Source organism: Spirosoma luteum DSM 19990 (assembly GCF_000374065.1).
In the GTDB taxonomy this organism is placed as follows: domain Bacteria; phylum Bacteroidota; class Bacteroidia; order Cytophagales; family Spirosomataceae; genus Spirosoma; species Spirosoma luteum.
In genome coordinates, this window is the sequence record NZ_KB893246.1 from 371,755 (window position 1) to 396,553 (window position 24,799).

24 protein-coding genes and 1 tRNA gene are annotated in these 24,799 nt (G+C 44.9%); 1 reads left to right on the forward strand and 24 read right to left on the reverse strand.

The features are described 5' to 3' along the window. Positions 1-9 precede the first annotated feature (9 nt). Complete coding sequence (locus B156_RS0106100; protein WP_018618774.1) at positions 10-1,155, forward strand: glycosyltransferase family protein; 1,146 nt, start codon at positions 10-12, stop codon at positions 1,153-1,155. Here B156_RS0106100 and B156_RS0106105 read toward each other — a convergent pair. From B156_RS0106105 to B156_RS0106220, 24 genes are all read right to left on the reverse strand, one after another. Further along, a complete protein-coding gene (locus B156_RS0106105; protein WP_026260636.1) occupies positions 1,141-1,974 on the reverse strand; it encodes a Rossmann-fold NAD(P)-binding domain-containing protein in 834 nt (277 codons plus the stop codon). The genes B156_RS0106100 and B156_RS0106105 overlap by 15 nt on opposite strands. Before the next feature lie 3 nt (positions 1,975-1,977). After that, complete coding sequence (locus B156_RS0106110) at positions 1,978-3,003, reverse strand: outer membrane beta-barrel protein (protein ID WP_018618776.1); 1,026 nt, start codon at positions 3,001-3,003, stop codon at positions 1,978-1,980. Continuing rightward, positions 3,003-3,914 carry a hypothetical protein gene (locus B156_RS0106115; RefSeq protein WP_018618777.1) on the reverse strand — a complete coding sequence of 304 codons (912 nt, stop codon included), beginning with the start codon at positions 3,912-3,914 and terminating at the stop codon, positions 3,003-3,005. The genes B156_RS0106110 and B156_RS0106115 overlap by 1 nt, the downstream gene beginning before the upstream one ends. Positions 3,915-3,923: 9 nt before the next feature. Further along, positions 3,924-4,502, reverse strand: coding sequence for an RNA polymerase sigma factor (locus tag B156_RS0106120; RefSeq protein ID WP_018618778.1), 579 nt, complete (start codon positions 4,500-4,502; stop codon positions 3,924-3,926). A gap of 83 nt (positions 4,503-4,585) precedes the next feature. After that, entirely contained in the window at positions 4,586-4,855 is a 270-nt protein-coding gene (locus tag B156_RS28845; protein WP_040585159.1) for a DUF983 domain-containing protein, read from the reverse strand. Positions 4,856-4,907: 52 nt separating this feature from the next. Further along, complete coding sequence (locus B156_RS32085) at positions 4,908-5,189, reverse strand: hypothetical protein (protein ID WP_018618780.1); 282 nt, start codon at positions 5,187-5,189, stop codon at positions 4,908-4,910. A gap of 13 nt (positions 5,190-5,202) precedes the next feature. Continuing rightward, positions 5,203-5,745, reverse strand: coding sequence for a DUF420 domain-containing protein (locus B156_RS0106135; protein ID WP_018618781.1), 543 nt, complete (start codon positions 5,743-5,745; stop codon positions 5,203-5,205). A gap of 9 nt (positions 5,746-5,754) precedes the next feature. Beyond that, positions 5,755-6,465 carry an SCO family protein gene (locus B156_RS0106140; RefSeq protein ID WP_026260638.1) on the reverse strand — a complete coding sequence of 237 codons (711 nt, stop codon included), beginning with the start codon at positions 6,463-6,465 and terminating at the stop codon, positions 5,755-5,757. Between the two features lie 3 nt (positions 6,466-6,468). After that, positions 6,469-6,792, reverse strand: coding sequence for a cytochrome C oxidase subunit IV family protein (locus B156_RS0106145; RefSeq protein WP_018618783.1), 324 nt, complete (start codon positions 6,790-6,792; stop codon positions 6,469-6,471). A gap of 16 nt (positions 6,793-6,808) precedes the next feature. Next, complete coding sequence (locus B156_RS0106150; protein ID WP_018618784.1) at positions 6,809-7,606, reverse strand: cytochrome c oxidase subunit 3; 798 nt, start codon at positions 7,604-7,606, stop codon at positions 6,809-6,811. Between the two features lie 15 nt (positions 7,607-7,621). Then, positions 7,622-8,212 carry a cytochrome c oxidase subunit 3 gene (locus tag B156_RS0106155; RefSeq protein ID WP_018618785.1) on the reverse strand — a complete coding sequence of 197 codons (591 nt, stop codon included), beginning with the start codon at positions 8,210-8,212 and terminating at the stop codon, positions 7,622-7,624. A 10-nt stretch (positions 8,213-8,222) separates the two neighbouring features. After that, positions 8,223-9,101, reverse strand: coding sequence for a heme o synthase (cyoE, locus tag B156_RS0106160; protein ID WP_018618786.1), 879 nt, complete (start codon positions 9,099-9,101; stop codon positions 8,223-8,225). Position 9,102: 1 nt separating this feature from the next. After that, positions 9,103-10,119, reverse strand: coding sequence for a COX15/CtaA family protein (locus B156_RS0106165; RefSeq protein ID WP_018618787.1), 1,017 nt, complete (start codon positions 10,117-10,119; stop codon positions 9,103-9,105). Beyond that, positions 10,094-11,977, reverse strand: coding sequence for a cytochrome c oxidase subunit I (locus tag B156_RS0106170; RefSeq protein ID WP_018618788.1), 1,884 nt, complete (start codon positions 11,975-11,977; stop codon positions 10,094-10,096). Before B156_RS0106170 ends, B156_RS0106165 begins: the two co-directional genes overlap by 26 nt. Positions 11,978-12,009: 32 nt before the next feature. Further along, a complete protein-coding gene (locus tag B156_RS0106175; RefSeq protein WP_018618789.1) occupies positions 12,010-13,140 on the reverse strand; it encodes a cytochrome c oxidase subunit II in 1,131 nt (376 codons plus the stop codon). Between the two features lie 18 nt (positions 13,141-13,158). Next, a complete protein-coding gene (locus tag B156_RS0106180; RefSeq protein ID WP_018618790.1) occupies positions 13,159-14,460 on the reverse strand; it encodes an LTA synthase family protein in 1,302 nt (433 codons plus the stop codon). A 78-nt stretch (positions 14,461-14,538) separates the two neighbouring features. After that, positions 14,539-15,144, reverse strand: a complete 606-nt coding sequence (locus B156_RS0106185; RefSeq protein ID WP_018618791.1) for a c-type cytochrome — start codon at positions 15,142-15,144, stop codon at positions 14,539-14,541. A gap of 14 nt (positions 15,145-15,158) precedes the next feature. Continuing rightward, entirely contained in the window at positions 15,159-15,692 is a 534-nt protein-coding gene (locus B156_RS0106190) for a DUF3341 domain-containing protein (protein WP_018618792.1), read from the reverse strand. A 40-nt stretch (positions 15,693-15,732) separates the two neighbouring features. Continuing rightward, entirely contained in the window at positions 15,733-17,163 is a 1,431-nt protein-coding gene (gene nrfD, locus B156_RS0106195) for an NrfD/PsrC family molybdoenzyme membrane anchor subunit (protein ID WP_018618793.1), read from the reverse strand. Positions 17,164-17,254: 91 nt separating this feature from the next. Continuing rightward, the gene (locus B156_RS0106200) at positions 17,255-20,362 is read right to left on the reverse strand and encodes a TAT-variant-translocated molybdopterin oxidoreductase (protein WP_018618794.1); all 3,108 of its coding nucleotides are present in this window, start codon (positions 20,360-20,362) and stop codon (positions 17,255-17,257) included. A gap of 104 nt (positions 20,363-20,466) precedes the next feature. Continuing rightward, positions 20,467-21,792: a c-type cytochrome gene (locus B156_RS0106205; protein ID WP_018618795.1), complete on the reverse strand. Its 1,326-nt coding sequence runs from the start codon at positions 21,790-21,792 to the stop codon at positions 20,467-20,469. 246 nt (positions 21,793-22,038) lie between these two features. Then, positions 22,039-22,109: transfer RNA gene (locus B156_RS0106210), tRNA-Cys, on the reverse strand. Positions 22,110-22,250: 141 nt separating this feature from the next. Next, positions 22,251-24,032 carry a 30S ribosomal protein S1 gene (gene rpsA, locus B156_RS0106215; RefSeq protein WP_018618796.1) on the reverse strand — a complete coding sequence of 594 codons (1,782 nt, stop codon included), beginning with the start codon at positions 24,030-24,032 and terminating at the stop codon, positions 22,251-22,253. A gap of 236 nt (positions 24,033-24,268) precedes the next feature. Further along, positions 24,269-24,784: an HNH endonuclease gene (locus B156_RS0106220; RefSeq protein ID WP_018618797.1), complete on the reverse strand. Its 516-nt coding sequence runs from the start codon at positions 24,782-24,784 to the stop codon at positions 24,269-24,271. Between the last annotated feature and the right edge of the window lie 15 nt (positions 24,785-24,799).

Below are 24,799 nucleotides of genomic sequence, written 5' to 3' on the forward strand. Positions count from 1 at the left end.
CTCCTTATTATGCGTATTCTATTTCTGGTACAAGGTGAAGGTCGGGGACATCTAACACAAGCACTATCACTGTCCCAAATTTTACAAACGGCAGGCCATGAAGTTACCGGTGCTATTGTTGGGGTGACGGCCGAGCGGGCCGTTCCTGCTTTTTTCAGTGAAAAATTTACGGCTCCGGTTATCCCCATTTTTAGCCCCGGTTTGGTGTATAATGCAGTAACAAACGCATTGGAACCTACTAAAACCACCATCCGTGCCCTCCGAACCATTCGACCCTTTTGGAAGAGTTTGAAGCAGGTACGGGCTATTATCAATGCACATCGGCCCAATGTAGTAATCAATTTCCACGAAATGCTGGGTGGTATGACGTATGCCTTGCTGCGCCCTCCGGTACCCATGATATGTATCGCCCACCAGTACATGGCCTTTCATCCCGATTTTCAGCGGCCTAAAGGACAATGGTTTTATCGGCAGACGTTTAAATTCAATACGCTGCTAACCTGTTTTGGGGCACATGAGCTGTTAGCTCTCTCATTCGATAAACAGGCAGATGCACCTGAACAGCGTGTGCGTATCGTCCCTCCCTTACTTCGTCGGGAGATCACCGAGATAAAACCAACGCAGGGCGATTCGCTGCTAGCCTACGTCACGCAGCCTGGCCTGAAAACCGAGCTACTCAAGGCACATGAGCAACACCCGGAAATCCGGATGGATGGCTTTCATTCGGGAGTGAGCGTACCGAATCAGATCATTGATGATACTCTGAGTTTCCACGCCATTGATGGTCAGCGTTTCCTAGAGTTTATGGCCCGGTGCAAAGCCATCGTTACAACGGCTGGGTTTGAGTCGGTTTGTGAAGCGGCTTATCTGGGTAAGCCTGCTATGATGATTCCACAACCGAACCACTACGAACAGGCGTGTAATGCCCTAGACGGACAGCGTGCCGGGGTTGGAACAGCTGCAGACCAATTCGATCTAAATCAACTACTAGCTTACTTACCTGAATACGATACGCAGTTAAGCGAACACTTCCGGGCCTGGCACGGGCAAGGACATTTTATGTTCCTGGCGGCCATAAACCGGGCAGCTGCGTCATCAAAAAGTTCATCGGGTGGATTTTTCTCAACGCGTATGCGTCATCTACTCCGTTCCTAGTCGGTAGAAAAATTGCAGCGGGTCAGGATAGCGAAATGCGTATTGTGTAGCTTGAAGTAGCTTTTCTACACTGACAACTTTGTACGGAACGGGTTGCTCAGGCTGTTCAAACGCTGGCTGTTCGTAACCAAAATCCGCACAGCTTTTTTGATAGATGTCTTTCCGAACCGGATGCTCGGGAGCTACAGCATTAAAGACTCCATCAGTACGCTGTTGAATCAGCGTGAGCAGAATGCCCACGGCATCATCCTGATGCAGGTAGTTAACGGGGACGTCTCCACTGTCTACTGTTTTACCGGCAACATATTTTCCCGGAATACGATCGTACCCCATCAGACCACCACACCGCAGCACCGTAAGAGTTTTTTTGGGTGCTAACGCCAACACGAGTTGTTCAGCCTTAACCAGAGCAGGCGCGGCTGATTCATCTGGCATTATAACATCATTTTCTACAACCATTCGATTTAGTTCTGGATAGACCGACGTAGAACTAACATAGATAACGTGCTTTACTTCTGATACGTCAATAGCATCCGTTAGATGCTGGATTTGTTTTGGATGAAAATCCTCGCCAAACTTCCCCGCTTTAGGAGGTACGTTGATGATAAGGGTGTCGGCATCAAGTAAATCGTTTAGATTACCCTCGGGTGCCGGATTCAATTGTAGCTGATAAGCGTCGATACCAGCCTGATTCAAATCAGTAACCTTGCTGGAGGTAGTACAACTACCTTTCACAGTACAGCCTACACGCTGTAGCTGTTTCGCTAGTGGCAATCCAAGCCATCCTAATCCAATGATAGAAACGGTTGTATGTGACATCAATTAGAATCCAATTCCAAACGTAATTGTGCGAACATCTGGCCCCTTGTCAGGCTGAAAAAGTGGATTTAGGTCGTATTTCACGAAAAAATTCAGGCTTTGAATCCCAATGTGCGTCATAACCCCATATCGTAAATCATTGAGGTAATAATCCGAATGCCGCCGGTCTTTACTGCCATCGGCCTCTTTTATTTTCCGATAGCTGTCAAGCCGGTAATTGGCATAGCCTCCTATACCAATGTGGCCCACTTTCCGACCATCGTCGTTGTAGAATACAACGCGTGGAACCACTGGAATGCCAATTGTACATACAGTCAATTTACTTTTTTGTAAATCACGGCCGGCGTCGGGAAAAGCAACAGCAGTTGCTCCTTTCTCTACCATCTTATTCCCTTCGAACATAAAATTGTTCCAGGCTACTTCAACACCATAATAGAGTTTTAATGATGCATGTTTCCCCCCAATTATAGTTGGCATGGCACCTATCGATAAAGCGATATAACGGGAACCGAGGGGCCGCAGATTATAACTCCCTTCAGGGTAAGTAGGATTGGCCGATTGCTGAATGAAATTATCCAGACCAATGCTTAGGCCATAATCAAAACTGTTCCCGTCACGTCTCCGGCGTTTTGCCTGCGCGTAAGCCCGATTGCTGCTATCCTGGCTGGCTGGTTTTGTTTTGACGGTGTCCCCCTTGCTATTGATGACGATAGTAAATCCATCCTTCTTTTTTGTTACGACAAGCACAGTATCTTTCAGAAAACGTTCACCATCCTGCGAAATAGCCGTTTGACCACCCGGCACGGAATCGAGTTTCATACCCATTTCCCGGACTATTTTATTCAAATCGTAATTCGACAATGCCTGAATACCGGCTTTGTCCGGGGCATAGATGACCAATCGGGTACGATTAGCAAATCGAATTACCAATGAATCTGTCGGGCTTACGGGTCCTGCGTTAGCTCCTGACGTGACGATTGTCAACAGCAGTACAGTTATCCCGGCTATGATGGTAAACAGCCTGTTCATTATTTTTCGGATTTATCCTTTTCAAAACTCTGTTTCAGCCCGCTGTAAGCACGGCCCAATAGCCCCTGGTCCTCATTACCGGGGTTATCGTGCCGGGCAAACACTTCGCCCTGTTTGATTCGTCGGACCTGCTGCCATAGATTACCTTTTGCCTCCTTTTGAGGCTCTTCCCCTGTTAAAGCCACAGTGCCAGATTCTCTCTTGGTAGCTTGTCGGGCAGCTAACAGTGATGCGGGTTCTTCGATTGTTACCGTTAACACGCGTTCGATAGGGGCAGCAGGTTTAACCGTATTTTCAGCTACGCGTTCCGTGTTTGTATCAACTGAATTAATGATTTTTACATCTGGCAGCGTTGTATCTGTCAATTTTGTCTTGTTGTTATATTGCGGTATTTGCGTCAGAACAGATTGCTCATTTTTGGATGTCAAGAGTTCCTTATTGCTATTTTCACTCTGCAGAGAAGGGGGGTTCGTTGACGAATTCTTTTCCTTCCGAATAACTTCAACAGGCTTACCAACGGTAGCTAAATGATTTTCCGTTTCTGCCGGAGCGGGTTGTCCATCTGGCTTTTTATTCATCGTGTTTTTATTAGCTGGACTTCCGACCTTGTCCACCTCCGGTCTTGGTGGTTTGCCAACGCTGTTCGCTACCTGTTCACCTACTTTTGTAAGCGTAGAACTGGACTGAAGATAGAGCCAGCCAAACAGGCAGACCAACGCTAGGCTAGCAGCTATCGCCATATACCGTTGCAGGGCTGGATTACGCCAGATTACAACTCGCTGTTCCGGTTGTGCCTTATTCATTCGTGCCTGCAAGCGCTCAAAGCCGTCAGGACTGGGCGATAGTGATGCGTGACCCAGTTTGCGGGCAAACAACTCATCAATCGGCGGACTTTCTTCCTGTTTTTTCATCGTATCTGTTTAACTGGCCCGCCGTTGTAAGGTGGGTGCCTGTTCTACTTTTTTCAGGTTAGCCTGTAACAATAATCTTGCACGGCTCAATTGGGATTTTGATGTTCCCTCCGAAATCCCCAACATATCGGCAATTTCTCCATGATTATACCCTTCAATGGCGTAAAGGTTAAACACGGTTCGGTAGCCATCGGGCAGTTGATTGATAACCCGCAACAGGTCATGCTCATTTAGGGATGTATCGGCCCAGGCATAATCTGGCTCTATCTGTATATCTTCAATAGGTATCTCCTGCCGCCATTGTTTATTCTTTCGCAGAAACATCAATGACTCTGTCACCATTACCCGTCGTATCCAGCCCTCAAAACTGCCATCTTCCCGAAATTGTTGAATCTTCTCAAAAACGCGCATGAAGCCATCCAGCATAACCTCCTCTGCGTCGTCCCTATTGGCACAGTAACGAATACAAACGGCCAGCATTTTGCCCGAAAATCGTTCATAAAGAACTTTATGGGCACGGCTTTCTCCCCGTTTCAAGGCAGCTATCAACTGGGCCTCAGTAGAAAAGAAAGGGATAAGTCGAAGCATAACGGTTTAGGTTCATTAGCAAGATGCACGTTATAGGTAGCATGGTTGCATGACCGAAAAAATAGTACACAAAAAAAGGGCTATTAAAGCCCTTTTACATAATTGATACCTGCCACATAATGCAACCAGACAACGCGTGATATTCGAAAATTAATGGGTGCAATCAGTACCATTACGGGAGCGATAACTGCGGCATACACCCAGCCCTGGGGGTCGTTTCCCAAATAAAAAAGCAGAAAGCCCAGCACCAGAGCAATTCCTCCAGAAACGGCATAGCTTACATACATAGCCCCAACGAAGTAACCTGGTTCGACTTCGTAACGCAATCCGCAGTGCGGACAGAGTTCGTACATGTCATCAAATTTCCTTAGGGAATAGAACGGGCTCTTAAATATTTTCCCTTTTCTACATCTGGGACATAGCCCGTTTGACACGGCCTGCAATTTCGAGACGTCTTCCATGCTCCTGTTTACTATTCCGATACCATAGGTAGCCAATGGTGGCAACAATAAGGTAGGGAGCCACAAATAAATATAAGATACCTAAGTTGAGATTCGATGCAACTCCGCTTCGACCGTTACTTACTGTGCTTTCTACCGTTCCCCGGCACATAGCGCACTGAGCCATTAAGTCCGGCATGATAATCAGTAGAGCACCTATCAACAACCACACTTTCCAACTTCTCATTTCGTCAATTAGGTTAATGAACGTAAAAAGGCTTAATCATCAAATACACGATTACTCCCGTAGTACTAACATAAAGCCAGATTGGAAAAGCATACTTCACCGTCTGCTTATGCCTAGCAATCTGACCACTCATCGCTAAATATACGGCTCTTAGTACAAACCATACAACAACAACCGATAGTACAATATGCGATACTAGTAGAAAATAATACACAGGACGAATCCAGCCCTGTCCACCATAAACAGTTGATTCGTTTGTCAGATGATACAACACGTAGCTAACCAGAAATAGAGACCCAAGTATGAATGCCATCAGCATCGTACGCTTGTGCGCTTCCACATTCTTTTGTCTGATGAAGTAGAACCCAGTCAACAGTAGCAGGGATGTAACGGAATTAAGAACGCCATTAATGTGCGGCAAGTACGTTGTCCAGCTACCTAAATCGACTTTCTGGCGAATGCCCAACAACACTGCCACCGCAATAGGAATTGCCAGAGCCAGGATATTGATTATCCGGTTCGCTTTCTGCTCCTTAACGGGTTGCAATGCTTCCATACTGCTTACTTATTCTTTGCTGTAAATGTCAAGTAAAACCCGAATTTCGAGCACTAATTTATCGACATCCTCTTTATCTGTACCATCGTAGAATCCACGCACAATACCTTCCTTATCTACTAATACCAACTTTTCGCTGTGGATAAAAGTTTCGTCCGGATTCCCTTCCTTTAAGCCCGCATCAACCGTAGGCAAATAATAACCGTGCATGGCCAAATCGTAAATCTGGGTTTTGCTACCCGTCAAAAAATACCACTTGCCGGGTATAGCATCGTATTTTTTAGCGTACGCTTTCAGTTGTTCCGGTCGGTCGTGCGCTGGATCAACTGTGTGCGATAGAAAAACGATAGTAGGATTGTTTATAAATATATCCTGTACCCTAGTAAGCTGCGAAGAAATACGGGGGCAGATCGTGGTACAACGGGTAAAGAAAAAATCGGCTACGTAAATTTTACCTTTTACGATCGATTGATTTACCGTGTCTCCGTCCTGATCGATGAGTTGAAAGGGGGGAATACGATTATAGATAGTATCGGTTATTACGCTACCGTCGGGTAAACGAACTTTCCCCATCAAGGGTTCTCCTCTAGCTGAGTCTATTTTGGGCAAATAACGGGACAACACATAATGATTTTGCGTGCTATACCGTAGAAAAAGATACAGCAAAGCCGGAACCAGCAGCGTAGCGAGCAGGATTCCGGCTTTCCTAAAAACCTTCATAATTTATCTTAACTGAAAAATTGAGCCGCCTTCCATAAGAAGTGCAGTCAGCAACCATACTATAAACGCTATTGGTACCACAATTGCCCAAATCAAGCTTTTCACTTCATGCTTAAGGTGCATGAACTCGCCAACAATGTAGAAGGCTTTCACAAGTGTCATGATGACAAAGAATGCGGTCCTGAGACCACCAGCTTTCATAACATAAGCAAGTGTAAACTCGACTACAGTAATACCTAGCAAAATCCAGAATGTACGCCAGATGGCTCCTGTATTAGCGGGTGGAATCTCGCCAACTTCGTGGGTTCCGTGTGTATGATCAGTCATCAGTATAAAAAATTTGTCAAACCAGATAGAAGAACGTAAATACAAACACCCAAACAAGATCAACAAAGTGCCAGTAAAGACCTACTTTCTCAACCATTTCATAGTGTCCCCGTTTTTGATACAAACCCGTTGCCGACCGGTAAAAAATTAGGATATTCAAAATAACACCACTCAATACGTGCGTTCCGTGGAAACCAGTGATGAAGAAAAACAAATCAGCAAAGGCAGGGGGACCGTATTGGTTTTCGACGAGGTTAGCACCGAATATAGTACGTTGTACATTCTGCCCGTTGATAATCTCCGTTATCGTCGTACCTGTTTCAGTTCCGTGAATAAAGTGCGACCACTCCCAAGCTTGACTACCGAGGAAAGCAAACCCACCCAAAATTGTCCACAGCATGTATTTCTCCACATCAGCCTGATCCATCCGGTGGCCTGCCTCAACGGCTAACACCATAGTAACACTGCTGAAAATAAGAATAAACGTCATAATGCCCACAAAAATTAGTGGAGCATTTACCCCATGCAAAAAAGGGAGAGAGGCATACACCATCTCAGGCGTTGGCCAGTACAAGTTCGAAAACTTGAATACCTCACCAAAAATAGCCGGATCCCAGGACGGGTAACTATACCGAATCAATCCGTACGTAACCAGCAGGGCCGAGAACGTAAATGTGTCGGAAATAAGGAAGAACCACATCATCAGTTTGCCGTAGCTCACTTTCATGGGTTCAACACCGCCCATCCAGGTTTTTTTGTCGAACACTTGGTCCGGCTCAGTGGTCAGGGTATCGTGGGTTACAGTAGCCGCCATGCGTCTAAGAAATTATCAATGAAAATAGACTAAAAAGAAAAACAAATACAACCACAAAATGTCTAAAAAATGCCAATATGCAACTGCAATCTCAATCTGATTCAAACTTTTGGCGTGTATACGCAATCTAAAACAGGCTATTAATGCCACCAGTAAAACTATCAGGCCAGATATTAGGTGAAAGCCATGTAGTCCCGTAAAGATGTACATGAACGATCCAGCTGGATTTCCAACAAAGAACACGTTTTGGTTAACCAGATCTATCCAGCCCTGAAACTGCATGTACAGAAAGATTACACCAAGCACAAAAGTAATAGTTATCGCTGTCTTCAGGGTGCCAAACTTATCTTTTTTTGCTGCTATATATGCCCAATGCATGGTAATGCTGCTTAACACCAATACAATAGAACTATACGAAAAAATTGGCGGGATGTCATATTCCAACCAGTTTCCCTCTGCCCTCCTTACTAAATACGCGCTGGTCATTGCCGCAAACAGCATGATAATGCTTACGATGAATAGCCAAAGGATAAACTTCCGGGGATTCATCGAGAGCGTTTCCTGTGGCTCTTCCAGTACTGAAATTTCACTAATTGCTTCGCTCATGGTTTTGTTGTTATACTTTATCGAAAAGATAAACAATCTGTACCAGCGGCAGGTAGAGCAACGATCCAAACATCATTTGCAGAGCTGCCTTATCAGTACATGTTCTCATTAAGTGAAACGTTTGGGCTAGAAACAAGATTCCGCCGACCATAGCAACCAAGGCTGAATTTATGCCGGTCATTCCCAATAAGTAGGGCAACCAGCCTACCGGAATTAGGAATAGGGTATATATCATTATTCTGAAAGCGGTTTCAGTTGTTTTCCCTTCACCCGGCATCATTTGAATGCCTGCTTTCTTGTACTCGTCGAATGCCAGCCAGCCTATTGCCCAAAAATGAGGAAACTGCCAGAAAAATTGGATGGCAAATAATATTCCGGGTGCCCAGCCGAAATGGTTAGTAGCGGCAACCCAGCCAATCATGGGTGGGAATGCTCCTGGTAAAGCACCTACGAATACGGCTATCTGCCCCTTACGCTTCAGGGGAGTGTAAACAAATCCATATAGCAACAGGGACAGTACTGCCAGTGCAGCCGCCCTAATGTTAAACACGTCTACGAACAAATAACAACCAATGCCAAAAAGTAAAAACGCAAATACAGTAGCCTCTTTTACTGAGAGTCTTCCGGTGGGTAACGGCCGAACGGCTGTCCGTTTCATTACTTTGTCCGAGTCCTTTTCAATAATTTGATTAATAATGTTAGCCGCTCCCGTGATACTGATTGAAGCAACGACCAGTGCAAGTATTTTCCACCAATTAACCGTATCAATTGCTAGACAATAGCCAAATACCCCAGAGAATACAACGGCAAGTGTCAGCTTCAGTTTTATCAGTTCAACGTATGCCCTGATTTTATCACTTATATCAGTTAATGCTATTGATTTTTGCATGCTATATTTTTACTAACCGGGATTGCTCCGGTACTCGCCTAACATTCGCCCTTACCTCCTTTAACAACAAAGCCACAAATTGTAATCCGACGACGGCAATGGACAGTAGTAGATGAATGGGTTGTAGCAACGCTGGTACACTTAAATAAGCCATTAGAACACCAGTCATTATTTCCAGCATTATGAACGCTATCAACACGCTTGGTATCCACCTAAACCAATCTACTTTGCCAATTTTCCGCAGTTGATAAAACAGTATAAGGTTGATCACTAAAATTGCCAGAGAGAAAGAGCGATGGATATAAAATTCCAGACCTAACTGGCTAATCCAAGTTTCACGTTGCGTGTAACCAACTCCTCTTATTACAGCATCGAGTGCCGTTCTTACCTGAGTGCCTAATAGTATCTGTGTGAGAGTTAAACTAATCGCAATAATCAATAACCATCGAACTCCGTTTCCTACACTGTATTGGCCTTTTATAGGTAAATAACCTTTCCTAGAACGCACTAGTACAAACAGAAGTGCGAATACAACTAAAACAGCTAAGAGTAGGTGTGCGGTTATCATGTATTGCGCTAACTCTGTAGCTACTACACGTGAACCAAGCCATCCGTTGGCACCGACCAGGAAAAAGGAGACTAAGCTCCCCAAAACGACAGCTTTTTTGCTCTTCCAGTATGTCAAGGATGCTAATAGGGTGCCGAAAACAGAGAAACCAACTAGTACACCCAGCAGTCGATTGGCGTACTCTATCCAGGTTTTTACAGCGTTGAATTCAACTTCGCCTTTGAGTTTGGCTCCGTAAATCTCCTGATAATTCGGTGGTAATTGAGAAAACTCGGTTGGTGGAATCCAACGTCCGAAACACTTTGGCCAATCAGGGCAGCCCATCCCAGATCCTGTTGCCCTAACAATACCACCCGCCAGTATCAGCAGATAGACTAAAATTATCGTCAGTAGCAACAAGTTCTGGAATCGCTGTTCCCGCTTATCAGTGAGGCTGGCTAAACTGGTCATTCAGGTTTTGGGCCTCTATTTCTTTTTCCAGACTAATCAACTCATTCTCGTGAGGCAGATTAGACTCTGGTGTTTGTGAGTAGGGTACATTCTGTGGAATAAAATCATCCTTTGCTCCAGGCTTGCTATAATCGTAAGGCCAGCGATAAACAGCAGGAATTTCACCCGGCCAGTTACCATGTCCAGGCTTTATAGGAGTAGTCCACTCAAGCGTATTGGATTTCCACGGATTCTGTGGCGATTTCTTACCTCTGATAAGGCTATTCACAAAATTGTAGATGAATACCCACTGGGCTGTGAAGGTAAAAATGGCCGCCAGACTTATGAAGCTATTCATATCAGCGAAGATATTTTTCGTAAAGTCGTAACTCGTGAATGCGTAGTATCTACGGGGGAAACCCGCTATGCCAATATAGTGCATTGGGAAAAATACCAGATAGATACCAATGAATGTCAGCCAAAAGTGGATATAGCCCAGTTTCTCATCCATCAATTTACCAAACATCTTGGGGAACCAATGGTATACACCTGCCAATAAACCAAAAGCTGATGCGGCTCCCATCACTAAGTGGAAGTGAGCTACTACAAAGTACGTATCGTGCAACTGGATGTCAAGCGCTGAGTTACCCAGAATAATACCCGTCAAACCACCCGAAATAAAGAACGATACCAGACCAATGGAGAATAGCATGGCTGGCGTAAACCGGATGTTACCCCGCCAAAGCGTCGTGATGTAATTGAATGCTTTTACGGCCGATGGAACAGCGATAATAAGCGTCAGGAACATAAATATCGAACCCAGGAATGGATTCATTCCCGTTACAAACATGTGGTGAGCCCATACGATAAACGCCAGGAACGCTATCCCAATCATAGATGCAATCATAGCCCGATAGCCAAAAATTGGCTTTCTGGAATTAGTTGCAATGATTTCGGAAGTCATTCCCAATGCAGGCAACAATACAATATACACCTCAGGGTGACCCAGGAACCAAAACAAGTGTTGGAACAAAATTGGGCTACCTCCTACGTTAGGCAATGCTTCACCTTTGATATAAATCTCCGACAGGTAAAAGCTTGTCCCGAAGCTACGGTCAAAAATCAGTAACAACGCTGCCGATAGTAATACGGGAAATGAAATTAGACCCAGTATAGCCGTTAGTAGAAATGCCCAGATTGTTAGTGGTAGCTTGCTGAAAGACATCCCACGGGTCCGTAAGTTGATTACAGTTGTGATATAGTTTATACCCCCCAAAAGTTGCGATACAATGAAGAGAGCCATACTGATTAGCCACAACGTCATTCCCAGCTCCGATCCTTTGTGTGCCTGTGGTAACGCACTAAGTGGTGGGTAAATTACCCATCCTCCCGCAGCAGGACCAGTTTCAATCAACAGGGAAGAAAACATGATAACGCTGGCTACGAAAAAGAACCAGTAGGATAACATGTTTAAAAAGCCTGAAGCCATGTCTCGCGCTCCAACCTGTAATGGTATAAGAAAGTTGGAGAACGTACCACTCAAACCGGCGGTCAATACAAAGAATACCATGATGGTTCCGTGCATAGTGACCAGTGCCAGGTAAAAATCAGGGTCAAGCTTACCTGTTTCATTAATCCAGGAGCCTAAAATTGGCCGCAAAAACTCCATCTTCATTCCTGGAAAGCCCAGTTGAAGACGAAATATAACTGACATACTAATACCAATGATTGACCAAAAGATACCTGAGATCAAATACTGCTTGGCAATAGTCTTGTGGTCTTCCGAGAAAATGTATGTACGCCAAAAACTTTGCGGTTCATGGTGGTCCTGCTCTACTGCATGAGCCACAGTTGCCGAGTTAGTTGATACAGTCGACATAGTATTTTGTTGTTGTAAAGTAGGTTTTTAAATTAACGAAGTGTTGAACTTGCAATTGCTGCTCCACTTACGCTTAAAGATGCTGTAGAACTATCGGCAGGAGCCGCCGTTACATCAGCAGGTAAGTATTTAGCTGCCTTTGCCTTCAGGTTTGCCGGAATACGAGCTGCCAATTCAGGGGTTGAAGTCAGCAATGGTTTTTGTTCTCTGCACCAGGCAAGCCATGAGGCCTCGTCTTCTACGATTAACCGAATACGCATTGAAAAATGCCCCTGACCACAGACTTCAGTACAAGCAATTTCGTATGTAAAGTCGGGGTTACCGGTAATATTCCGCATTTCGTCCGTTGTCTTATCAGCTGTAAACTGAAAACGAGTTGGCATGCCAGGTACAGCATCCATCTTTACCCGTAAATGTGGGATAAAAACGCTATGCAAGACGTCACGGGCACGAATCTTTAGCAGTATTGGCTTATTGGCTGGAATATGTAATTCAGATGTTGAAACGAAATCATCAAATGACGCTTCATCTGCGTAGTCTATACCTGTATCATTATTACTATCAATCAGTTTGTAATTGTATGCACCCAGTTTGTTGTTATCAACACCTGGGTAGCGGACAATCCAGTTAAACTGTTTTCCAACTATCTCAAAAACCTGTGCATTTTCTGGGGCTTCGGCCATAATATCGCGCCATGCCCTCCATCCTGTAAAGACTAACAAGGCCATTATAACTGCCGGAATAACGGTCCAGATCAATTCCAGTTTGTGGTTTTCCGGGTAATACGAAGCCTTACGTCCTTCCTTGTATTGATACCGCCAGGCAAAAATGAACAATAAGGCATTTGTAACAACAAAAGCTATTGTAATGATACTCATGCCCAGCCAAAACAGAAAGTCGGTATGACGACCATGTGGTGATGCAGCTTCTGGCAGGAAATATTGTTTTGCATGAAGAAATGACCACGTAGCAGCAATCAAACCTAACACAAAGAAGACAGGGAAAAGTATACCGTTAATACGATTACTTAATCCAATACGCACCTCTCCTGTTTCTTTAGCATCACCATTACTTACGTTCTTTATGACGCTTGCCATTCGTGATGCAAGCACCGAACCAATACCCAGAAATACTATTATCAAAAAAGCGACTATAAAAACCATTGTCTTTCACGGTTATTGTTAGATATCATGATGCAGGCTTTCTTCCAGCATCGGATGGTTTTTCGGGACTAAATTGGCTTTCGCCAACTGAGAATAAATTACCCAGATAAAACCACAGGCAAAGATCAAAATCATTCCGAACTCCATTGGCCCAAACCCACCATGCTCACCTACTGTTCCCGGCATTATGTTGACATAAAAATCAAAGTAATGGCCAATCAGGATACACCAGGCAGCTAACTTCAAAATACTGTAGGTGCGTTTTGCATCTCTCGTCATTAAAATCAGGAAGGGAGCAACGAAACACAGGAATATATTTACCAAAAACGGAGTTTTGTAAATCCCCCCATAACCACTAAAGCGTTCGCGATAGTAAATAGTTTCCTCTGGCAAGTTGGCATAGTAAATAAGCATAAATTGCGCAAACCATACATAAGTCCAGAAAATTGTAAAGGCAAACATGAACTTACCGAGGTCATGCAGATGGCTTTCATTTACCCACTGCATATAGCCCCGTTCTTTAAGCGTAACTACTGTTAGGGTAATTACAGCTAGTCCTGTAACGTGCCAGCTAGCCAGTGTATACCAACCAAACATAGTACTAAACCAGTGTGTATCGATAGACATAACAAAGTCCCATGCTGACGTAGACGAAGTCACACCAAAAACTAACAAAAAAGCTGTTCCGAACTTTACGCTCTTTTCATAGTATTCAGTTCCACCGTGTAAATCCTCCTGCAGGGAGAAATTACGGATCATTCTCCACAGGCCATACCATAAAGCAAAGTATAGGATTATGCGAGCTACGTAGAATGGTGTGTTCAAAAAGCCTGACTTTCCTGCAATGATTGGATCGTACTCAGAACTTGCTTTATCATACAATCCCGGGTTTGTCCAATGAAACAAGTCATGGCCTGCAATGAAAAACGTTGCTACTATAACAAGACCCATAATTGGGAGATAAGCAGGTAAGGCCTCAGAAACACGTTTGAAGGCAACAGACCAGCCTGCTTGCGCCAAATAGTTATACGACATAAAGAACATTCCAATAACGGATGCCCCCGTGAAATAAATACCGTTTAACCATACATTGGCCCACAAGCGGTTTGTCCATTTGTATGCATGATGCCCTGCTTCGATGGTACCACCCTCATGAGCAGCTAATGTCGTTTCGTGAGAACCAACACCTGATGCTAACAGGAAAGCTCCTATTGCTACCAGAGCAACCCCAGTGCCAATGCCAATTAAAAGTCGGCGCTTGGTTTCTGCGGTAAATTCAAATTCTTCGTCTAAAGAAGCTATTGCGTGAGCCGATGCCATTCTTAACAGTTTTCAGTTAGTGGTTATCAGTTTGGGTTCGATACGTATCTATCGAAGACCTTCAACTAAAAACTAAATTTATCCTTGTTGTAATTTATGTACGTACTGCACAATTTTCCACCGGTCGTCTGGTGTAATTTGTGAACCATGAGGCCACATACGCCCTTTACCATGCGTTATCACATGGAAAATATGCCCGTCGTTCATCGTTTTGTAGGCATCCGTCGAGTAGTTAGGAACACCTTTATACTGCTTGGCAACTGGACCATCTCCTTTACCGGTAGTTCCATGACAGTGGCTGCAATAACGGGTATATAGAATCTGCCCTTCCGCCAATGCCTTCTCAGAATCTGGTATAGGATTAGTTAGAACGCGCTCTGCAATGCCTATACTATCCGCTGGGATATTATACATCATCATGTCGGTTGTTTCAAATGCACCTTCACCAAATGTTGTGCGGTAGTTTGGACGGCTAACTGTTCCCTTAGCAGGAAGGCGCATATTTAGGCCTTCCGGATTTATTGGATTAGGGCGAATCTGCCGATAAGGCTCATAGCCTACAGATTCATACATCTGAGGGGCATACACAAGACCAGTGTCATTATGACCTTTCTCACAGGAGCTTCCTCCGAGTATCAGTCCAGCCAATGCCAGTATTGTTATGCCTGTATGTTTAGTAATCATCACTATCCTTGCTATTAAAACTGCTTAACGTTTACTTCTGCGGCTCCTGAATCTTTCAATATCTGTTCAATGTCGCCTTCAACGATACTATTTTTACTTAAGTCAATGGCCATCGCGAATTTGTTATCAGTCGTCCGCAAATCATACATGAGTGGCTTTACGGTTGGTCCCATTCCGTTTGATATCAAGAAAGTTCCTACCATTCCAAGCGCACAAAACAGGACGGTCAATTCGAATATAATCGGTACGTAAATAATTGGCGAGTATGGGTCCTTGCCCCCTACTATCATTGGCCAGTCAAAACCCTCGGTATAGTATGTAAAAGCTAGTGCAGTGAGTGTTCCTGACAAAGCAAACATGAATGCAGCTATCCCCAGGCGACTACGGGGATGACCAAGCGCAATGTCAAGGCCGTGAATTGGGAACGGTGTGTACACTTCATGAATTCGTACGCCTGCATTTTTCACCTCTTTAACGGCCTGTAACACTACGTCATCGTCATCGAAAATGCCGACTAGAAATTTACCGCTACCATGTACGTCTGACATACTATTTTTATCTCAGTGTTTACCTAAAATTCTCGTTATTCTATTCTACGTCTTTATTGAACGTTGGATTAGCCACACGCTCTCCTTTTGCAACGCCCGAAACTGATACTGGTAATCGTTCTGACGATGACTTTATAACCGCTTTGACTTCAGCCATATTTACTACAGGCAGAAATTTAGAAAACAGCAGGAACAACGTGAAGAAAAAGCCAAAGGAAAAAATATAATCACTTATATCGAACAAGGTTGGGTGAAACATCGCCCAGCTTGATGGCAGATAATCCCGATGCAACGATGTTACGATAATAACAAACCGCTCAAACCACATACCTATATTCACAACAACAGACAACACAAATGTCCAGACGATACTCCGTCGGATTGCCCGCGACCAGAAAAGCTGGGGTGTAATCACATTACAAGTCATCATTGTCCAGTAAGCCCACCAGTAAGGACCCGTTGCGCGGTTAATGAACGCATAACTTTCAAACTCCACCCCTGAATACCAGGCAATAAAAAACTCGGTTAAATAAGCGACACCTACAATTGAGCCCGTCAACGTGATAACTTTATTCATCGACTCAATGTGCTCAATGGTTATATAGTCTTCAAGCTTGAATACAACCCGGATAATCAGAACCAAATTCTGTACCATGGCAAAGCCAGAGAAAATAGCTCCTGCTACAAAGTAAGGCGGGAAGATAGTCGTATGCCAGCCAGGAATAACCGATGTGGCAAAGTCCATACTCACAATAGTATGTACAGAAAGTACCAGTGGGGTCGACAGACCAGCCAGAATCAGGCTCATGTATTCATAACGGGCCCACGTCTTGGCAGAACCATTCCAGCCCATGGCAAAAGCACCATAAATGTATCTTGATACTTTACTTCTGGCCCGGTCTCTAATCGTAGCTAAATCAGGGATAAGACCCATGTACCAGAACACAAGTGATACCGTAAAATAAGTACTAATGGCAAACACGTCCCAAACAAGCGGGGACTTGAAATTTACCCAGAGTGAACCAAAGGTGTTCGGTAGAGGCAGTGCCCAATAAGCCAACCAGGGCCGCCCCATGTGCATCAGGATAAAGCTGGCAGCACATAAGACCGCAAAGATAGTCATGGCCTCAGCTGCCCGGTTGACAGCGGTCCGCCACTTTTGACGGAATAGAAGCAAAATGGCGGAAATAAGCGTACCGGCGTGACCGATACCAACCCACCAAACGAAGTTTGTGATATCCCATGCCCAACCAACGGTTTTGTTTAATCCCCAAACACCCAGCCCTTCCCACCACGTCCAGAAGACGCAGGCAGTTCCGTAGATGAGCACAACCACCGCAATGGTAAAAGCTATAGTCCACTCGCGAGTGGGAGCGCCTTCAACCTGTCGGCTAATATCCTCCGTAACGTCGGCATAAGTCTTGCCACCGGTAACGAGAGGAGGTCTTACGGCTGATGTAACATGCGACATATATCTACAATAGTTATTATTTGAAACTTACGATTTGTGGAAAAATAATGTTTCAGTCATTACAGTTCCTGATTCGTACACTTCGATTGATTTATGCGTGTACTTCTTTATTCGCTTCCTTTGATAGCTCTTCGTCCTTATTGCGAATCTTCGTCAGGTACGAGATTTGTGGCCTAACGTTGATTTCTTCTAGTACATGGAATGCCCTGCCTTCCCGCTCCTCCATTAATATTTTAGAAATGGTACTTATCGGGTTGTTCATGTCCCCAAAAATAATGGCATTTGTTGGACATGCCTGCGAGCAAGCAGTTTGTACTTCATCTGGCTCCAACCGGCGACGCTCTTTTTTAGCCGTTAATTTACCCTCCTGAATACGTTGTACACAAAATGAGCATTTTTCAATTACCCCACGCGACCGGACAGTTACATCAGGATTGATGCTCATTTTACCCAAATCGTTATTGTATTGATAATCGAAGTTGTCGTTATCGGTGTATTTGAACCAGTTGAATCGGCGAACTTTGTAAGGACAGTTGTTAGCACAGTAGCGCGTACCGACGCAACGGTTGTATGTCATCTGGTTCAACCCTTCTGTACTGTGGGTAGTGGCTAGAACCGGACATACTGTTTCACAAGGAGCATTGCTACAGTGTTGACATAGCATTGGCTGAAACGTAACCTCCGGGTTAGCCGAAGCTACTTCGAGCGCGGAGAAATCTTCGGCCTCTGCATCACTGCTGTAATAGCGGTCAATCCGCATCCAGTGCATCTCGCGCCGGTTGATTACTTCCTGGCGACCTACAACCTGGATGTTATTTTCTGCATTACACGCAACGACACAGGTACCGCAACCGATACATGAGTTGAGGTCGATGATCATGCCCCATGAATGGTTCGGTTTTCCATAACCATCCCAAAGGGTAATGTCGGTAGCGTCGGTTTCTCCTTTCGATGTTTGTACTTTAGGCTCATGCCGGCCCGCCTTGGGATTCTTCTGGTACGATGCCAGACGCGACTCCTGCAACACAGCCGTACGACCCATTACAGTATCGTGTGTCTGCGTCTGAGCAATGACATGGGAACCACTGGCTTTTTCGACTTTCACATTGAAAGCCGTATACATAACAAACCCATTGGCTATCATAGCAAGCGGATAGGCATTCTTACCAACACCATTGGCCGACTTGCCTCCTTTTTCGCGCCCATACCCGATAGCTACAGAAACAGTATTGTCTGCCTGACCAGGTTGAATCAGCACCGGCAAATCAATAGACTTTCCGTTCACAGATACCGTAACCATGTCATTTTGCGCAAGCCCCATATCATGAGCTGTCTTCTGCGAAAGAGCTGCGTAATTATCCCAGCAGGCTTTCGAGACGGGATCGGGCAATTCCTGAAGAAAAGGGTTGTTGGCCATTGCACCCGTGCCGATACCAACTGATTCGTATAAAGCTAACTCCATACCCGTGGTTGGCTTATACCGTTGAGCAATGGCAGCACCGGCAGCAGCAACATTACCAGCAAAAGCAGCCCCGCCCCCTGAGACCTGACCGCTGTTCGGTTCAAATACACCAGCATTCAAACTCTGTACCCAAAACTTTTCGAAGGAACTAAACTCTTCCGTTTCGGGAAAATAGTTGGTCTCCCAGTAATTTTTCAGGTATACCTGATAATCGTTTGGTTTACCGGCCCAAGTCAATAAGCTGGACTGGAACTGTCGTGTCTTGTAGATATTCGTGATGGCTGGCTGGGTAAGGCTATAATAGCCCTGTTTTGGCTCAGCGTCGTTCCAGCATTCCAGGTAGTGGGGGGCAGGTGTAATGTATTTCGTTAAAGATGCCGTTTCATCAGCTCTATCAGCAAAAGAAACAGATAAGGCTATTTTAGGGAGAGCCTCAGCTAACTCAGCACCGCGGGGATGATCATAGATGGGATTAGCTCCAAAGAACAGGGCAGCACCAACCCGACCTGCTTTAGCCTCATTAATGAAGGCATTCATTTGCTGGTCATTACCCTGGCGGTAATTAACCGGCGTATCAATATCAATCGTTGTTCCGTAATTACCCAACAGGCCATTCAGGGCGTTAACAACGGTCTGTACATTTGGATCATTCGAGCCGGATATAACTAACGCTTTACCGCGTGAATTAGCCAGATCAGCAGCAGCTTTATCCAGATTTGCAACCTCAACAGATGCTGTACCAATACTGGTACCACCTAACTTAGCTGCTACTTTGTTGTACAGAGCCGCAACAACTAGTCCTTCCTGAGATGGCTTGATAGCAGTACGATAATCAGCATTGGAACCAGTCATTGAAAGACCCGTCTCAAATTGATAATGCCGAGACATCGTTTTTTTACCGCCACCGATAGCACCAATCTTACGCCCTTTAGCATAGGCATTCATAAATTCGATGGGGGCAATCCAAGAACCCAGAAAATCAGCATTGATACTTACAATAGTATCTGCCTTGCTGAAATCGTAAGAAGGAATAACTGCTTTACCAAAGGAACTCTGGTTAGCCTGTATCAGACCAGCAACTGAGTAAGCATCATACGTAATATGACGGGCTGTTGGATACTTAGTTATAAAGTCAGCCACAACTGCTTTCGTAGTCGGACTCAAAATAGTTGACGTAATAATACGAATCGCACCATTTTTTCCAGCAACTGAGTTGAGCTGGTTAACGATTTCCCGATCTGCTGTTGCCCAATCAATGTCAGCATCTCCCCGCTTAGGACCTTTCAGCTTATCGATGTCATAAAGCGAAAGAACGGATGCCTGAACACGAGCAGTTGTCCCCCCTTTCGATACACTTGATTGCTGATTGCCTTCAATCTTTATAGGCCTTCCTTCTCGGGTTTCCACAAGAACCGCAGCGTAATCGCCCCCTTCACTGAAAGTTGATGCGTAATAATCAGAAATCGTCGGGAACGTAAATTCTGGTTTATTAATATAGGGTATTGCCTTGTGAACGGGTGCTTCGCAGGCGGCCAATGTAACGGCTGCCATACCGAAGCCCATTACTTTCAGAAAGTCACGGCGTTGAGTATCTGAACCTCCAAGCAAACCATTTAGGTCCTTCGAGGATTCAATTGAGTCAGGATTAGCAAATTCGCTATTGGCGTTTTTAACAAACGTTGCATCATTACGTAATTCCTCAACCCCTTTCCAATACCGTTTAGATGTATTTTCCATGCTTGTTGTATGCGGCAATGGTTAAAATGAAATGTATAGTTTACGATAAGTATTATTCAATGACTGACTTATTCGCCATTATACATTGCTTATTATCAGATTGATTAATAGTGACACTTGGAACACTCCAGACCACCAATATTGGCCACTTTAAGCGGTTCGCTGCTTTCCTTCCGATGAATAGCTACTAACTTATCGTAGTATGCATTGTCTTTGGTGTTTACCTCCGTACGACGGTGACAGTCAATACACCAGCCCATTGTCAGCGATGAGCGTTGCTCTACTACTTCCATGTTTTGAATTTCGCCATGGCAAGTCTGGCACTGCACATTACCCACGTTTACATGCTGAGCGTGGTTGAAGTAAGCCAAGTCGGGCAGGTTGTGAACTCGGACCCATTCAATCGGCCGGTTGGTTTCGATAGCCGCGTAAATCTTCTGAATTTCTGGCGATTCTTTTTTAATCACGCCATGGCAGTTCATACAAATGTTTGCCGCCGGAATAGTAGCGCTTTTCCCTTTCTGAGCACCTGTATGACAGTAGTTACAATCAATTTTGTACTGCCCTGCGTGTAGTTTATGCGAGTAGGCAATTGGCTGCTTTGGCGCATATCCCTTTTGAATACCAATACTATACGCACCATCAATTGTTTCTTTCGTTGCCACTAATAAAAACAGGATGATAACGATTGAACGAAGTGTCGGGTTATTAAAGGCATCTGACATACCCGTTTTAAGCCGTTGACCAAATGACGACGTCTGTATATTTTCCGTTGTAACCGGCGATACGGCTTTAGACAGTATAGTCACGATAACCAGTAAAACACCCAGCACCAGCAGCATAACAATCAGCAACGCCACCAGAACGAACGTGAACAATTCGGAAGGCCCGCCACTTGATATTGAAGTTCCACCTGAATTACCCACACCACCTGCATTTTTAGTGTCTTTTCCTGCCTCCAAGGAAGCCTCTTGTGCTGGTTTACTCGCCTGATCAATGTAAGCGAGCATACCATCAATGTCTGCATCCGACAAACCGGGGAAGCTCGGCATTTGCACTTTACCGTTTGCATTAAATACCTGATTGGCATACGCATCACCACTAGCAATAACGGCCGATGAGTTCCGGATCCACTTATGCAACCAATCCCGGCTAGGTGCCCGCTCTTCAATTCCTTTAAGACCTGGTCCTACAACCTTCTCTCCCGTTACCGCGTGACACTGGGCACAGTTATTGGTAAACAGGGTCTTTCCTTTCTCAGCATCGCCACCGCCCGCTGGAGCAGCAGCGGCAGGTGCGCCACCAGCAGTTGAGTCCTGCGCTTTCACATGATTGCTGAAAACCAGCAACATTAAAGACAGAAAGACAACACTGCTGAGTTTATATACATAACTCATTTTACGAACTACATTAATTGAGTGAATCAACATAATCACTACTGCTTTTTTATTGACCCCAAAAGTACGACACGATTGCTGTATAGGCAAAAATTGGTGTTTAGTTATTTTTCACGCTTTTTTATTTATATTGTTTCTAATTAACTCAATAATTATGCGCTACAAACGCAGATAGCATTGCATAATCGAACTACTTTCACACCATAAAAAATGCCATTTTGCTAACCCCAGCGTGAGTATCAGCAAAATGGCAAATAGCTATATAATATGTCTTCGAAGAGGTTCCGAGCGGATTCGAACCGCTGTACGAGGTTTTGCAGACCACTGCCTAGCCACTCGGCCACGGAACCTTATTCAACCCCAAATGCATGGCTTCCCGTGCATTTGGGAGTGCAAACATACGATTTTATCCGGTATTGGTAAAAGGTATAGCCAAAAAAAGCCCCTGTACTTGAAAAGTCAGGGGCTTTCGGTATAAATGGATGAACGCTCTAGTTACGTCCTTCCAGTTGCTCTTTCAATGCGGCTAATGCATCAATGTCACCTAAGGTAGCACCACGCTCAGGAGCCGAAGGAGTAGCCTTGGCAGTTGCAGCTTTTGCGGCCTTCTGCTCTTTCACAGGCTCATTCTGCTCCTGCCACGTCTTCGAGTGCGACAGCATGATACGCTTCTCGTCTTTCGAGAATTCAGTTACGCGGAAGTCGAGGGATTCACCAACTTCAGCAAACGTACCGTCTTCTTTGGACAGATTCTTCAGGGAAGAGAAACCTTCAATACCGTACGGTAACTCAAGGGTAGCCATCTTATCATTCTTGCTCAGGATAGTACACTTGTGTACTGTACCCACGGCAAACACGGTTTCAAAGGTATCCCATGGATTTTCTTCAAGCTGCTTGTGACCCAATGCCAGACGACGGTTGTCCACGTCCAGTTCCAGAACAACAACTTCCAGTTCGTCGCCAACTTTTATAAAATCCGAAGGGTGCTTGATTTTCTTCGTCCAGGAAAGGTCAGACACGTGTACCAGACCGTCAATCCCTTCTTCCAGTTCCAGGAACAAGCCGAAGTTGGTCAGGTTACGTACCGTACCTTTATGTTTAGTACTGACGGCGTACTTAGCCCGCAGTTCTGGACGAGTCCATGGGTCCTCAGTCAGTTGTTTGATGCCGAGCGACATTTTACGGTCGTTCCGGTCAAGCGTGAGTACCTGAGCCTCTACTTCATCACCTACTTTCAGGAATTCCTGTGGGTTACGCAGATGCTGCGACCACGACATTTCCGATACGTGAATAAGGCCTTCAACACCAGGCTGAATTTCGAGGAATGCGCCGTAATCAGCCACATTAACGATTTTACCTTTCACTTTCGAACCGACCTGGATTTCTTCAGCCAAAGCATCCCAGGGGTGAGCCTGTAGTTGCTTCATGCCCAGCGAAATCCGCTTCTTGTCTTCGTCGAAATCAAGTACAACAACGTTGACTTTCTGGTCGAGATTAAGGACTTCGGAGGGGTGACTGATACGACCCCACGAGATATCCGTGATGTGCAACAGACCATCTACACCGCCAAGGTCGATGAACACTCCGAAGTTGGTCATATTCTTGATAACGCCTTCCAGTACCTGACCTTTCTCAAGGTTATTCAGGATTTGAGCGCGCTGTGCTTCAAGATCTTTCTCGATCAGGACTTTATGCGAAACGACGACGTTGTCGTTAGCATAATTGATCTTAACCACTTTCACTTCCATTTTCTTACCAACGAAGATATCGAAATCTCGAATTGGCTTCACATCGATTTGTGAACCAGGCAAGAACGCTTCAACACTATAAATATCAACGATCAGACCACCTTTCGTCCGGCGTTTTACGAATCCATCAATAACGAGGTCTTCGTCCAGTGCCTTCTGAATTTTCTGCCAGGCAGTGATTACTTTCGCTTTCTTGCGCGATAGAACCAACTGGCCGTTGGGGTCTTCCTGATTCTCTACATACACTTCCACTTCGTCACCCATCTTCAGATCCGGAATATCCCGAAATTCAGAAGCAGGCACCAAGCCATCCGACTTAAAGCCGATATTAAGTAATACTTCCCGATCTGTTATCCCAACGACGGTACCCATTACTACTTCCTTCTCCTTAACCTCCGACAATGTATTGTCGTACAGTTCTAACATCCGGTTGCGCTCGTCATCCGAATACCCAGTCCCAAATCCTTTGTTGTCTGCCCGATCCCAGTCGAATGCCGGCAGTTCGCGTTGCTGCGTTTTGCTCATAAAAAAGTTTCCTGACCCACTCAGTACATCAGCCCGTAGGTCAATGGCAGGCTGACTTTTAGTTGTAAAAAATGATCCTCTCGAAAAAGGACTGCAAAGATAGTAATTGCTATCCGAAAAAAGTTTAGGAATAGAGAATACTCTTTGAAATTGAGGGAGTAAGGTATCAAAACACGCAAAAAGTCGGGGTGGCATACCAGTTGGTATGCCACCCCGACTTTTTGTGGTTTACGCGTTCAATTGAAGGCTTTTTCTTTCTTTGCCAGAAAAGGCATCCAACTTTGCTCAATAGTACCGGAAAATTCGCGCAAAAAAACCAGAAACGTAGGTTTAAACGGTTTCTGGCGCAGTTTTATATTGGCTTCTTCGGGGGTGAAGTCTCCTTTCCTGGAATTACACCTTTTACAGGCTGTTGACAGATTATCCCAACTGGTTTTTCCACCCCTCGACTTTGGCATTACATGATCGAGCGTCAGATCGTCGGCAGTACCGCAGTACTGACAATGGTAGCCGTCACGTTTGAAGATATTTTGCCGGGTAAGCATTACACCTTTGTACGGCAAATTAATGTAGCGGTGAAGCCGGATGACCGTTGGCATTGGAAACTCGGCGGATACGGTTCGAAGCATAAACTGCTCTGATTCGGCCACGAGTTCAGCTTTGTTCAAATAAACCAGCAGGAATGCTTTTGGAACGGAGCATATGCTGAGCGCACTGTAATCTTGATTTAAGACTAATACTTTCCTGCCCATGTTACGTTTAGATGC